The organism is Kitasatospora sp. NPDC051164 (genome assembly GCF_044455625.1).
Taxonomy (GTDB): domain Bacteria; phylum Actinomycetota; class Actinomycetes; order Streptomycetales; family Streptomycetaceae; genus Kitasatospora.
Genome location: NZ_JBITFB010000011.1, coordinates 186283 through 198815, shown reverse-complemented (window position 1 = coordinate 198815; position 12533 = coordinate 186283). Strand labels below are relative to the sequence as shown.

Below are 12533 nucleotides of genomic sequence, written 5' to 3'. Positions count from 1 at the left end.
CGGTCAGGGGGCCGGGACTCGGCCTCGGCCCGCAAGCGGGGTGGCTGGACGCAGGGGGCCCGCGGAGTAGACGACGGCCGGTGGGGTGCCTGCCGGCACGCTCGTGCGGGCGGTGGCCGCGTGGACCCGGCGGCGTCCGACGTCGGAAGGCGGTCCGGGACAGGCCCCACGTTCCGCGGCCAGCAGCAGGGCGTAGTCGAGCCGGGGCAGGAGTCGACGGCGGACCGTCTCGGCCGCCCGCGCCGGCGACGTGCTGACGGACAGGCCGAACGGCGTCAGGTCCTCCACCGCGCCGGGCTCCGTTCCGGCCGGGACCAGCGGCGCGATCAGGTAGCGGCCCGAACGGAACGGGCGTGGGAGAACGACCAGCTCCCGGCCTTGGGCGTCACGCAGCATCCCGAGATGGTCGTTGACGAACTCCAGCAGGGTCCATTGGGTGATCCCGAGGTCCCAGAGCCGCTCGTACACCTCGGTCAGCGCCGCCGACGTGCTCACATCCTCCAGCGCCGACTCCCAGGTGCCGGGAAGCCGGCAGGCCACCGCGCCGGTGAACTCCTCAAGGGCGCGGTTGTTCCTCACCGCTGCCGTCCCCGGTCTGCCTCCGCGGGCCGTAGCGGTCCGGCCTGATCGCGCAGCGGGGCGCGGAGGGCCGGGGCGGTGCCCGAGCGGGCGGCGCTGGAGCGCTGGTCGGCGAGGAGTTCGACGGCGGGCGGCAGCGCTGTACGAGCTTCGGCAGCGCGCCGGTCGACCTCGGCCTGCTCGGTGCGGGCCCGGGCGACCACCCGCTGCGGCAGCTCATCGGTGGTACGGACGACCGGGCTGTCGTCGGCGACGGCGCCGTTCACCGCAGCGATCAGGTGCAGCGGCGTGCACGAGCTGAAGGCAGCACTCCAGCCCATGTCCGGATCGTCCGGGGCGATGCGCCAGGTGAAGCCGCGCTGCACGTCGGCCGCCAGCTCGACCGCCGGATCGGCGAGCGGTGCGACGTCGTACTCGACCGCGCCGTCACCCGACCTGGTCAGCCAGTGGCCGTCGGAGCGGGACGTCGACCAACCAGCTTCGGTGAGAGCCTCGTTGGCGTCCGCGAGCGTTCCCTCCAGCGACACGCAGGTGCCCGTGTGGTCGCTGACCGCGTCGAACTGGAGGGAGTCGGCCAGCTGGCCGAGGAACGCCGCGACGATCTCCGGCGGGGTGGCCCGGCTGAATCCGCCGCGCCAGGCGGGTCCGGCGAACGGGTCCGGGGAGGCGGCGACCTGCCACGCCTGCGGCTGGTCGGGACGGTACCCGACGCGGACACGGTGGCACGGGCTGGTGGCCATCACCGCGGCGCGGCTCGGGCCGAGGGCCTCGACCCGCCACCCGCGCAACGGCTCGAAGGCGGTGACGACGGACGCCCGGTCGCCGGGGCCGGCGAGGTAGCGGGGGCGGACCAGGGTCTCGACGTCGGGGTCGTGGTGCGGCAGGTAGGTGTCGGGCAAGGGCTAGAGCTCCAGTGGGTGCGGGTGCTGTCAACGGCCTTGGGAGCGAAGGGTGTTGGGTAAGGTCGGCGGCGGTGTGGGGGTTTGCGCGGGTGAGGGCTGGATCGGTGCTGCGCGAAGCCGGGCCGCCTGGGCGCGGGCGGCGGCCGGAAGGGGCGCGGAGGTGTCCCGGGTCCATTCGTACGCGGCGTCGAGGCTGTCGAACTGCCCGCTGCGGACGGTGTAGGCGGGACTCTTGTCGTCGGGCAGCTGCCAGAAGAAGACCTGCGCCGGGCCGGGCGACTGCTGGGTGTCGGTGGCGATCACCCAGGTCTCGTACGGCGGTTCGTGGCGGCTGAAGCTGTCGTGAACCTCGAACCGCTCACCGCTGCCGCGCAGGAACTCCTCCAGCCGGTCGGTCTCGGCATCCAGCGGATCGCTCCAGCCTTCCGGCTCCAAGACCCTGCCGGGCTCCGCCCCGCGGCCCACGAGCCAGTTCTGCGCCAGCGGGATCAGAGCGTGCGATGTCATGGTGGCCCGGACCATGCGGGTGTCCGGGGCACGGTCGAAGTGGGCGGCGATGATCTGCGGCGCTCCGGGGCGCTCGTTGTAGGCGGCGTACGAGTCCAGTAGGAGGAAGTAGTCGTTCAACCGCGCCCCTGGGCGGCGAGGGGGGGCCGCCGCGCACTGGGCGATGATCCACAGCGAACTCTCGGGGTCGAAAAGCCGGTTGATGGTCCGTGCGGACTCGGGGTCGACCGCGTCGAACTCGTCGAGATCGAGGTCGTCGCGGGCGTCGTGGAAGGAGGCGATGTACAACGGGCGGTCCTTCTGGTCAGGTCAGCCGGCGTCGGTTCGCCGGGTGTAGGCCGCGGCGGCGGCCCGTACCAGGGCCCGCTGCTGCTCGATCGGGAGGGCGTCGATCGTGGCGATCTTCTCCTTGATCGCGGGATCGAAGATGCCGCTGCTGGTGTCGGCCAGACCGGCGGCGGTGAGGATCCGGCCGATCACCTCGGCCTCGATCAGCGCCTCGCAGTTGTCGTGTACTTCGCTGTAGATCCGGACGTGGGTGGTGACGCCGACCAGGGCTTCGGAGAGCGGTCCGCGGTGGCCCAGCAGAAGGCCCAGAGCGGCGAGGACGTCTTCGGCGGCGCAGCGCAGCAGGTCGGTGTCCTCCGGGTGGGACAGCCAGCGCACCCCCCTCATCTCGTACAGCGACTGGGCCAGTTCGGGGTCGTCGGAGTGCTCGGCCTCGGTGGCCAGGCACGCGGCGATGGTCGCCTCGGTGGCGTCCAGGATGCCGACGACGTGGTCGAGCATTTCCCGCAGCTCGCTCTCGTAGAGGGGCAGCAGCGAGCCGGCGAGTTCGTCGGCGGCCGTGGCCGGGTCGGCGGGAACGGCGACGGAGCTGAGCGGGGAGGTACTGCTGTACACGGGTACGTCGAAGGCGATGAGGGGGCAGACCAGGAAGGGCCGGCTCGCTTCGGCGGTGGGCAGTACGAGGAGCCGGCGGCCGTCCGGGCCGTCGAGCACGGCGATCTCCGCCATGGTGTCGCGGTCCAGCCCCAGGTCCTGGGCACGGCGGCGGTCCCACACACGGTAGTAGAAGTGGTGGCGAAGGTCGGCGTCGTCGCTCAGGTCCAGGTCGGTGGCTTCCCACCGGTCCGGGAGCCGGTCGGCCAGAGCGTGCGCGAAGTCCGCCAGGGGGCTCTGAGGGCTGGTCATGATCGGATTCCTTCGTTGGACTTCTTGGTGGACAGGTGGCGCAGGACGCGGGGCAGGGTCAACGCGGAGTCCAGCCGTCCGGCGGCGAAGAAGAGTGGGGCGCCGCCGGTGCCGGTGTCCCCGGGGCGGGCGAGGCTGTAGCCCACGGCACCGCCGTCGGCAGCGGTGCGCCAACGCACCAGCACCCTGCGCTCGGTCAGCGCTTTGGCGTAGCCGTCCACGGTGGTGGCCTCCTGCAGGGCCTGGCGCATCTGCCGTTGGAGCCAGACACGGGAGGGCTCGGCCCAGCCGTGCTGCTCGGCCTTGATGATCTCGGCGGTGGTCGGGTAACTGGTGCTGAGGCCCGTGTCCTGGCCGACCGGCCGAAGTCCCCACTCGGCTTCGATCGCCCGGCATTCGGCCTGGGCGCGCACCGCGGCGCGGTGCATCCCGGGCCGGAAGCCGTCCGGCAGCACGGTGACGCCGGCGAGGTGGATGTGGTGCTCGGCATGGCGCACCGCGACCCACCGGCACCCGGGTCGGTCGAACGGGGCCAGGCCAGTGGCGTGGGCGATGCGCAGGGCCACCGTCGCCCACTGCTGGTCGGACAGCCAGGGGTCCTCCGGGGCAGTTCGCACCGAGCAGTGCCACACCCTGCTGGGCGGCATCGCGCCGAGTTCGGCGGCGCGCAGGCGAGCATGCTGGTCGAGCCGGGCCGCGAGGTGGCTCAGGTCGGCAGCGGGGTCGCGGCCGGGGTCGGGGGCGCCGTGAGGGTCCCAGGCGGCGACGAGGTGCGGGTCGCGGTGCTCCTCGCGCCGGCCGGGGCCGTAGAGGTAGGCGAGCAGCGGGCGGACGCTGTTGCCCGTCGAGACGTCGGGGATCAGGACGCCTCCAGGACGGCGTCGAGGGCGAGGTACGTGCGCGCGGCGACGGCGGGCAGCACCGCGAGAGCGGCCTGCCGGGCCGGGCCGTCGTCGGCCGCCCGAGTTGCGGCGACCGCTGTGTTCAGCTCGTCGGCCACGCGGTCGAGAGCTTCGACGAGGGGGCGTCGCGGATCGCTGTCGGGCCGGCCCAGCGGATCGCCGGACTGTGCGGCGGCCAGGGCGGCGTTGCCGACGAACCCGGCCACGGTGAGGCGCTCGGCGATGGCGCGGTCGCGGATCACGGCGATGGCGGCGGGCGTGAACCGCACCGTGGCCTGCACGCTGCGGCGGTCCGCGGTACGCGGACGGTGCTGCTGGTCCGGGCCGGGTTGACGCGAAGCGCTGTCGTTCGGGGGGATGGGGATCCGGATCCTTTCAGGGAGGTTGGCGTCAACGGCTCTTCGGTCGTGGGGTACGGCCGTCGGCGGCGTTCGGCACAGGCACGGAGGTGGATCGCGGGTGCGAGAGCGAGATCGCGGGCGTTCCTGCGGCCAGCGCCCCGGCGGCGCGGGCGCTGGGAGGAGCGACCAGCAGCGGCGGAAGGGGGTTGTCCGGCGCGCCGGCGCGCCGGGTCCACTCGTAGGCGGCATCGAGGTCCGGGAAGCCGCCCTCCCGCAGGGTGTAGGAGCGGCCGAGATAGTCCACGTCCTCGTAGAACACCCGGACGGGGTGCTGGCCGGGCTCGGGCCGCTGGTCCTCGGCGATGATCCAGGTGTTGAAGTCGTAGACCAGCTGATCGTCGGCGCTGGGCGACCCGCCCGAGGAGCGGGCGGGGTCCAGGACGAGGTCGGAGGTGTACGAGGCCGCGATCCAGTACCGGTCCCCGGCCTGGGCGAGCCGCTGCTCCAACTCGCGGCTGGGCTGGTCGCAGGTCGGAAGCCATTCGCCGCGCGGTGTCACCTCGTCGAGGTCGGCGCCGCGGGAGACGAGCCAGTTCTGCGCGAGTGCAACGATCGGCGCCCGCTGGTACTCAAGCCGGAACGTTCCGGCGCCGAGGTCGCGCTGGACGTGGATTCCGGCGAGCTGTTTCGAGCCGGGGATGTCCCAGGTCATCGTGCCGTCGTGGACGACGAGGTAGGACTCGGTCAGCAGCGGCGTGTGCGGGTTGGCGGTGTGCTGTACGGCCAGGACGCCGATGTTCCGCTCGTACGCGAACTCCCACCACCTCTGCTTGTCCTCCTCGGTTCGGGCGTCGAGGTCCTCGAGCTGGAGGGCCTCGTCAATGGCGAGGAGCGGCTCGGTGACGTCGGTGATGGGTTTCTCCGGTGTTCTCGGGGGGCGTGGAGGGGCTGCTGGAACCGTGCGGGGCGCGGCGGGCGGTAGCTGCGGCAGCGCGTTCGGTTGCGGGCGCCGTGGCGGTGTCCAGGTACTGGCCATACCAGGAGGCGAGGTCGTCGTGGACGCCCGCGAGCGCCCTGCCGGCCGGGGTGGTCCGCAGGGTTCCGTCCGGCAGTCGGTCGACGAGCTGCTGCTGCACGAGGACATCCAGCTGGTCGGGCAGCTGGGCGCGGGCCGCCGCGGTCATCGGGCGAGCGAGGTCCTCCCGTGTAGCTGCCCCGTCGCGCAGCCGGTCGAGGACGGTGGCCGTGAGCGGGTGCGCGCCCAAGCGAAGGACCTCCTCGACCGCGACAACGGTGTGCTGCTCGGTGGCAAGGGCTCGGCGGTACCTCACCGCCCAGCTGTACGCGGCGAGGAAGACGGACCACAGCTCCTTCGCGGCCGGCGTGGCCTCCGGGCCGGCCGCACCCGTGTGCAGCAGACCGCCCTGCTCCAAGCGGTCGCGGTGCCAGGCGACTTCGCCGGGGTCCATGCCGTCGGCCGGATCGCCGAGCGTGTTCCGCAGGTACTTCTGGTCTTCGGCGTCGCGCTCGGTGAGCCGGACGGACAGCAGGGTGCGAACGGCCCCGGGCGGCGCGAGCAGGTCGAGGGCGTGGGTAACGGGTGCGTCACGGCTGGCGGATGGGGGCACGAGGGTCCTTACAGGTGGAGCGGACGGTGAGGGGCCGGCAGGACGCCCTTGGCCGGTACGGCAGTTGGCGCGCCGGTGAGCCGGGCCGTGCTGCGTACGCGGGCCGCCGTCTCGCGAGAGGGCGCGGCGGGAGCCATGGTGGCGGCGTGTTCGTAGCGGGCGACCAGGTTCTGGAGCTCCTGGCGGGCGAGGGCGAAGCGGGCGCCCAGGGTCTCCAACTCGACGCCGGTGAACCGCAGGACGCCGTTGCCCTGGACACTGCTGTGGTTGCCCTGGACGATCGGAGCGAGGACCTCGGCGGCGCGGGAGGCCACCGTACGCAGTTCGCGGTCGAGGTTGTCCACCTCCCCGGCTTGGCGCTCGACCAGCTCGGCGAGCGCGTGCGCCACGGTCGCCTCGGAGTGCCGGTCGCGCAGGTCCCAGACCTCGTCGACACCGAGCCGCCCCTGGACGAACTGCTGGCCGGCGAACACTCGGCGCCGGCGGCGGGAGGCTTCGGCCGGGGCGGCCTCGGGTTGCGTCGGGGCCTGCTGAGGAATCGGAGCCACCACGCTTGGGGTGGTCGCCATCGGGCCTGCGGACGTGTAGTTGATGACGGGTGGTGGGTCGTCCTGGATGGCGAGGCGGATCTGCACCACGTTGGCCAGCCACCGCTCGCCCTTCGCGCGGTCGAACCAGTGGCCGACCTCCGCATCGGCGTGTACGAGGATGCGGTCGAGCGCGACCACCGCCTTGGGCCTGAGCTCGGACGGCAGGGCCGGGACCGACTCCCGCGGGCCGCTGGTCAGGTCGATCGTGGCGCCGCCAGGGAGCTGGGAGGCGATCACGGCCGCGGCGGCGATGACCTCCCGTGAAAGGGCGATTTCGAGCTCACCCTGCGGCGCGCAGGCGGCGGTGTCGAAGAGGTGGTGGAGGAACGGGGGCAGCTCTTCAGGGAAGAGACTGTCGAACCGCTCGGCGATTCCGATCGCGTCGTCGTTGTGGAACGGGCCGGTGTCCCAGCTGCCGATGAGAAGACCTTCCTGGTAGCGGATCGGGGATCGCGGCCGCTGCCCGGGCAGCGGCCCGGAGTAGGTCAGCCGCGAGAGCGGCTGCGGAGCGGGGACAACGCGACACCGGTGCCGGCAAGCGAAGGCGTTGCCTCGCCCACGGTGCCGGCCGGCCGGGTCCGGGCGGCGGCAGCGCGCCCACCCGCCGCCAGCAGCGCCTCGTACCGGGCCTGTCCCTCGCGGGTGAGGGTCAGGTCATGGCCCCGGTGCAGGTCCTCGCGGGCGTAGTGGTCCACCAGGCCCTTGCCGATCAGGGCATCGACGGTGGCGACCTTGATGTCGGCCCCGCCGGGCAGAACCCTGAGCGACCCGTGGCGCACGCTCTTGTAGATGGTGATGGTGGTCGAGCCGATCTGCCGCAGCGCCGCCTCCTGCCGCGGCTGAAGCCGGGTGACCGCTGCCGCCGTCTTCGCCGTTGGCGCCGGAGCTGGGGGCGGAGGCGGGACGATGGCGGGCAGCTCCTTGTAGATGCCGATTAGCGCGGCGAGCGAGTGGTGCAGTTCGGTGCGGCGGGTGACCAGGAGGTCGATGTCGAGGCCGCTGGTGCGCAGGATGCCGTTGGTGACCGGGAGGGCGGTGTCGTGGCCGGCGGCTACGCGCTGGAGGTCGCCGCTTAGGGCGGTGGCGAGTTCGACGATGCGGGTCTGCACGTGGTCGAGCTTCTGCGCGGTGGTGGCGATCTGGTCGGCGACGGCCCCGTGAGGGGTGTCGGAGCCATGGCCGGGCACGTCACGGACGCGCTCGACCTGCAGCTCGGTCCACACCAGGCGGGTGCCCAGGTCGGTGTTCCCGGGCACCCGCGGCCTCCAGCTCGCGATGGGACGTCCGCTGAGCGTGCTCACGCGGCAGCCAGCTGCTGCTCGGTGATGAGCGCGGTGCCCAGGGCGACGGCTTCCTGGAGCGTTTCCACCAGGGGGACGCCGGCGGTGGCGAGGCGGGCGGCGCCGTGCAGTCCACCGGTATGCAGGACGGGGACGGCTCCGACCGCCCGGGCGGCGACCGCGTCGTCGACGCTGTCGCCGATCACCAGGGTGCGGGCCCGGTCGACCCACGGTCCCAGAGCCTGCAGGTGCGCGGCCATCGCCGGGGCCTTGCTCGGCACGGACGGTCCGGGGCGGCCATCGACCCGCTCCAGCAGCCCGCTGATGCCGGCCTGGCTGACCTCGGTGACGAGCCGCTCGTGCGGCGCGAGCGACAGCAGACTCTGGCGAACTCCCCGGGCTCGCAGGCCCATCATCAGCTGCCGGGCGCCGGGCTGGAGCCGTACCGGCCGGCGGTTGAGTTCGGCGAGGAACGCGGTGTCCGCTGCGTGCCACTCCTCGTCGTCGAGCGCGCGGCCGAGGACGTCGATGTAGAAGTCGCGGATCGGCATCCGGTGAAGGGCCTGGTAGGTCTCGACGGTGATCGGCTCGGCGCCGAGGGCGGGCAGGGTCGCGTTGAGGGCCGCGACGTGATCGTCGAGGTCGGCTCGCAGGGTGCCGTTCCAGTCCCAGACGACGGTGATCGGCGCCGGCGTGGAGGAAGCGGTGCGGTGGTGCAAGAAGTCCAGCTCCAGAGGAAGAGGTCAGGTGAGGGAGAGACGCCGTCGGCCGGCGCCGAGCGTGGCGGCGGCCAGGGCGGCGCCGAGCAGCGGAACGGCCGCTGTGGTGGTGTGGCCGAAGGCCGAGAGCTGTCCGGCCGTGGCGGCGCCCGCAGCCTGGCCGAGGCCGATCACCGAGATCAGCCATGCGGCGGCCTCGGTGGCTGTTCCGCTCGGCGCCAGGGCGTCGCAGGTGAGGAAGGCGCAGGCCAGCCACGGGGCGAGGAACAGTCCGGGCAGGATGCTCGCCGTGACCGCGAGCCACGGCGGCTCGGGTACGAGGAGAGCGGCGAACGCGCAGGCGTACCCGACGCCAACCGCGAGCAGAGCCTTGCCAGTTGGCCACGGTTGCCGGATCCTGGCCCACAAGGTGCCGCCGATCAGGCTGCCGAGCGACAGCGCGGTCGGCAGCAGGCCGGCGAGCCACCCCTCGTGGTGCCGGTCGGCGACGCCGAGGGCCAGCACGGGGAACGAGCCGAGCGTGACCCCGAAGAACAGCGCCGCGGTCAGCAGGACGAGCAGACCCCGCGAGCGCAGCGGCCCGAGCCAGTGCACCGGCCTCGCCGCAGACCGTGCCCGAGCCGGGCGTCGTACGGCGACTGCGGCGGTTCCCGCGACGGTGGTCACCGCGCAGGCGGCCAACGCCCCATGGGCGGAGGCGAGCTGGCACATCGCGGTGGCGAGCAGGGGGCCTGCGACGAACACCAGCTCCTGGGAGGCGGAGTCGAGCGCGAACACCCGGTGGTGGTCGCGCGGGTCGACCAGGCGCGTCCACATCGCCCGAAGTCCGGCCTCCAGCGGTGGGGTTGCCAGACCCGCGATGGCCGCCAGCACGGCGACGACGAGCGGCTGGGAGACGAAGTCCACGACGGTCAGCGCGGTGAACGCGGCTCCGGAGACCGCGGCTGCGGCGGGCGCGACGACAGCCAGACTGGTGCGGTCGACGGCACGCCCGAGCAGCGGCTGGCCCACCGCGCCGGCCAGCGCGTACAGAGCGGCCAGGACGGCGCCGAGCGCGGTGGAGGCGTGGTCGGCACGGGCAGCGAGGAGAAGGCCGAGAGGGGCCATCGAGGACGGCAGCCGCCCGACGAGGGTGCCCGCGAGCAGCGGGGCGACGTTCGGGGTCCGCAGGATCGACCGGCCGGCAGCCGGTGGCCCGGTGGACGCCAAGCTCAGCAAGGGCAGGGCCCGCCGGCCAGGAGCGAGCGCAGCTCGACAGCGCGCTGCACCGCGACGCTGACCAGGGCGGCGGCGCGCATGCGGGCGGCCCGCGCGAGGTTGAAGCGGGTGTCCGCGTCGCAGTCCGGCTTCGCCATCTCCTCCCGCGCGGTGGCCAGCGCCCCCAGCGCGGACGTGAGGTTCTGGGCGCAGGCGCCGACGGCCTCGATCGAGTGGCGCACCGTGCAGAGCGGCAGATCGTCGGCCGCGGTCACCTGCGGCAAGAACATCGCCAGCGTGACGTGGGAGCACTCGATCGCCAGCTCATGGGCGAAGAGCGTGGTGTCGAGACCAACGGCCCGGATCGGCAGTTCGAGCGTGGCGGCGGTGTCGGCCAGCAGGGCGACGTCCTCGTCGAGAAGGTCGACCAGCTGCTCACGCGGCTTCGGGACGGCACCGGACGGCATGGGCACGGAGGGCAAGATGATGAACCTCGGGGTAGGCGGGGAGGACTCGTCGGCGTCGGAAACCGGTCAGCGCGAGCGCGCCGCGGCGGTGACGAGGAGGGACGCGGGCTGCGGGCCGGGGGCGTCGGAGAAGGTGAGCTGCAGGGTGACGCCGCGCAGCACGGCGGCCGACGCGCGGGCAGCCAGCGGCCGTTCCGGGACCTGGGGCGCGGAGAAGGAAGCGGTGCGGGCCGGGCTCGCCACCACGACAGCGCTGGTGCCGGCGGCGGCCAGCGCGGTGCCGGCCCGCACCGGGGCCGCCGCAGAGACCTGGTGCTCGGTGGTCCAGTCCGACAGCGCGCCGTACACCCGGCCGAGCGCGATACCGGCCTCGCCGAGGTCCCACCGGTAGGAGCGGCGCGTGCCGCTGCGGACGACCAGGCCGCGCTCCTCCAGGGTGAGGAGGCGCTGGTAGGCGGCGGCCCTGTCCCGGGCGCTGAGGGAGGCGACCACCTGCGGGTAGGCCAAGGCGTCGTTCTGGCCCAGCGTGGTGAGCAACGCGACGGCGTGCGAGCCGGCCAGCAGCCCCAGCGTCTCCTCGATCATCTCCGGAGCCTGCGCGACCGGAGCGCCAGGCTTGGGGTAGCGCCGGGCCCAGGCGAGCGCGGTGGTGTAGAGCGGCGTCAGGGCCTGGCCGGCCGCAGAGAGCGAGAGGTCGTAGCGGCCGGACCCGGCGGGGACGCGGGTGATGACCCCGGCGCTGGCCAGGGAGCGCGATGCCGAGTAGAGGCTGCTCACCGGCACGATCGGGTCGGCCGCCAGGAGATCTCCGGCGGTCATCGGTCCCCGCCGCAGCGCGTGAACGACGCGGGTGGCCCACCGGGTCGAGAGGACCTCGGCGGTGTGGTGCACGTCAGTGTCGAGGTTCTGCGGCGCGGCGGTCGTGGTGACGGTCGAGGACATGCGGAGATCTCCGATCGGGCTTTCGGCTGGGTGGGTCGGGCGAGTTCAGCGCTGGCGTGCGGCGGGCGAGAGGGCGACGACGGGCGTCGCCGTGCTCGTGGTGGCGGCGGCCTGGGCCGGGGAAGGGCGAGAAGAGGAGGCGAGGGCGGCCTGGAAGCGGGCCGGCATTCCGCGCCCCGCCTCCTGGACGGCGGCCTGCCGCAGGCGGTGGGCCGCGGTCTCGTAGACCGCGACCCCCCGTCGCTCGCCCACGGCGACCAGGTGGATGCCCAGCAGATGGCGGGGGTTGTGCGGTGCCCGGCGCTCGGTGTACACGAGCCGGTAGGCCATCGCGTCGTCCAGGTAGATCTTCCTGACGCCCCGCAGGTCGCGCTCGCCCTGCTCTTCCAGGAGGGGGCCGCGCACCTCAGCCTTCACCAACCGGTCGAGGTAGCTGAGCGCGAGTGTCCGCACATGGCCCGGCACCGTCAGCAGATCGGCCAGCGCCTCCGGGTGGGCGCTGAAGCCGGGCAGCGGCCGGGCGGGTGCGATCACCGCACGGCCCTGCGCGAGACCGCCGACGTCCCGGCGAGGACCGCCGCAGGTTCCTGGGCGGTGGCGCGCTGGCCGGCGCCGGTGGTACGGGCGCGGGCGGCGCTGGCCTGCGGGCTGACGACGACGCTCACCTCGTCACCGACCACGGGTGGAAGCGGGGTGCGCCGGCTCTCCAGCCACTGCTGGACCTCCTGCGGACTGCTGAAGCTGCCCTCGCGCAGGGTGTATCCGCGCTTGTGGTGGGCGGACTCCAGTTGAAGGAGGAAGGGGCGCTTGGCGCTGACAGCGGCGCTGTCGCGCAGCAGCGCCCAGGTCTCGCCGTACTCGACGCCGTGTTCGACGAGCTGGTAGCGGGAGCCGGACTCCATGATCCGGGCGGCGGCTACCGCGCTGCGGGCATCGGCCGGTGCACCGGCACCGCGGGCATGCTGGAGGAACTGCTCCGGGTCGGCGCCGCGCTGGACGAGCCAGGCCGCCCCGGCGGCGAAGGTGGGCGCGGGCTCGGCGGCGAGGGCGAAGGTCTGGCCGTCCTCGTTGTGGTGAAGGTGCGCCGCGACAGCGGGCATCCCCCACTCGTTGTAGCCCTCGAACAGGAAGAAGTTGTCGCTGCCGCCGAGACCGTCGGGCACGGTGCTCTCGCTGAGTAGCTCGTACGAGCCGTCGGCGGCCAGGAGGTGGACCTGGGCCTCGGCGGAGGCGGCGTCCTCGGGGCGGCGGCCGGGAAGGTTGAAGTCGGGCAAGGTCGGGTCCG

At 73.5% G+C, this 12533-nt stretch carries 15 protein-coding genes; all 15 read right to left on the bottom strand.

Features of this window, described 5'->3' with window-relative positions:
• Window positions 1-3: 3 nt before the first annotated feature.
• The gene (locus ACIBEC_RS18385; protein ID WP_360493364.1) at window positions 4-579 is read right to left on the bottom strand and encodes a hypothetical protein; all 576 of its coding nucleotides are present in this window, start codon (window positions 577-579) and stop codon (window positions 4-6) included.
• On the bottom strand, window positions 576-1478 hold the full coding sequence (locus ACIBEC_RS18380) for a DUF317 domain-containing protein (protein WP_360493361.1): 903 nt from the start codon (window positions 1476-1478) through the stop codon (window positions 576-578). The genes ACIBEC_RS18385 and ACIBEC_RS18380 overlap by 4 nt, the downstream gene beginning before the upstream one ends.
• A 30-nt stretch (window positions 1479-1508) precedes the next feature.
• Complete coding sequence (locus ACIBEC_RS18375; RefSeq protein WP_360493358.1) at window positions 1509-2276, bottom strand: hypothetical protein; 768 nt, start codon at window positions 2274-2276, stop codon at window positions 1509-1511.
• Between the two features lie 21 nt (window positions 2277-2297).
• On the bottom strand, window positions 2298-3182 hold the full coding sequence (locus ACIBEC_RS18370; RefSeq protein ID WP_360493355.1) for a hypothetical protein: 885 nt from the start codon (window positions 3180-3182) through the stop codon (window positions 2298-2300).
• Window positions 3179-3799: a hypothetical protein gene (locus ACIBEC_RS18365; RefSeq protein ID WP_360493352.1), complete on the bottom strand. Its 621-nt coding sequence runs from the start codon at window positions 3797-3799 to the stop codon at window positions 3179-3181. Before ACIBEC_RS18365 ends, ACIBEC_RS18370 begins: the two co-directional genes overlap by 4 nt.
• Before the next feature lie 242 nt (window positions 3800-4041).
• A complete protein-coding gene (locus ACIBEC_RS18360) occupies window positions 4042-4365 on the bottom strand; it encodes a hypothetical protein (protein WP_360493349.1) in 324 nt (107 codons plus the stop codon).
• A 109-nt stretch (window positions 4366-4474) separates the two neighbouring features.
• Window positions 4475-5461, bottom strand: coding sequence for a hypothetical protein (locus tag ACIBEC_RS18355; protein ID WP_360493346.1), 987 nt, complete (start codon window positions 5459-5461; stop codon window positions 4475-4477).
• Between the two features lie 600 nt (window positions 5462-6061).
• A complete protein-coding gene (locus ACIBEC_RS18350) occupies window positions 6062-7063 on the bottom strand; it encodes a DUF4259 domain-containing protein (RefSeq protein ID WP_360493592.1) in 1002 nt (333 codons plus the stop codon).
• A gap of 65 nt (window positions 7064-7128) precedes the next feature.
• On the bottom strand, window positions 7129-7899 hold the full coding sequence (locus ACIBEC_RS18345; RefSeq protein ID WP_360493343.1) for a hypothetical protein: 771 nt from the start codon (window positions 7897-7899) through the stop codon (window positions 7129-7131).
• Between the two features lie 41 nt (window positions 7900-7940).
• The gene (locus ACIBEC_RS18340) at window positions 7941-8642 is read right to left on the bottom strand and encodes an HAD family hydrolase (protein ID WP_360493340.1); all 702 of its coding nucleotides are present in this window, start codon (window positions 8640-8642) and stop codon (window positions 7941-7943) included.
• Window positions 8643-8666: 24 nt separating this feature from the next.
• Entirely contained in the window at window positions 8667-9851 is a 1185-nt protein-coding gene (locus ACIBEC_RS18335; protein WP_360493337.1) for an MFS transporter, read from the bottom strand.
• 2 nt (window positions 9852-9853) lie between these two features.
• On the bottom strand, window positions 9854-10312 hold the full coding sequence (locus ACIBEC_RS18330) for a hypothetical protein (RefSeq protein ID WP_360493335.1): 459 nt from the start codon (window positions 10310-10312) through the stop codon (window positions 9854-9856).
• 60 nt (window positions 10313-10372) lie between these two features.
• A complete protein-coding gene (locus tag ACIBEC_RS18325) occupies window positions 10373-11248 on the bottom strand; it encodes a winged helix-turn-helix transcriptional regulator (RefSeq protein ID WP_360493332.1) in 876 nt (291 codons plus the stop codon).
• A gap of 45 nt (window positions 11249-11293) precedes the next feature.
• Window positions 11294-11782, bottom strand: a complete 489-nt coding sequence (locus tag ACIBEC_RS18320) for a hypothetical protein (RefSeq protein WP_360493329.1) — start codon at window positions 11780-11782, stop codon at window positions 11294-11296.
• Window positions 11779-12522: a hypothetical protein gene (locus ACIBEC_RS18315; protein WP_360493326.1), complete on the bottom strand. Its 744-nt coding sequence runs from the start codon at window positions 12520-12522 to the stop codon at window positions 11779-11781. Before ACIBEC_RS18315 ends, ACIBEC_RS18320 begins: the two co-directional genes overlap by 4 nt.
• Between the last annotated feature and the right edge of the window lie 11 nt (window positions 12523-12533).

What these genes read in the sequence shown, in the direction of transcription:
- ACIBEC_RS18355 (WP_360493346.1), bottom strand. Translation starts at nt 5,461, where the DNA reads ATGGCCAGTACCTGGACACCGCCACGGCGCCCGCAACCGAACGCGCTG.
- ACIBEC_RS18325 (WP_360493332.1), bottom strand. Translation starts at nt 11,248, where the DNA reads ATGTCCTCGACCGTCACCACGACCGCCGCGCCGCAGAACCTCGACACT.
- ACIBEC_RS18370 (WP_360493355.1), bottom strand. Translation starts at nt 3,182, where the DNA reads ATGACCAGCCCTCAGAGCCCCCTGGCGGACTTCGCGCACGCTCTGGCC.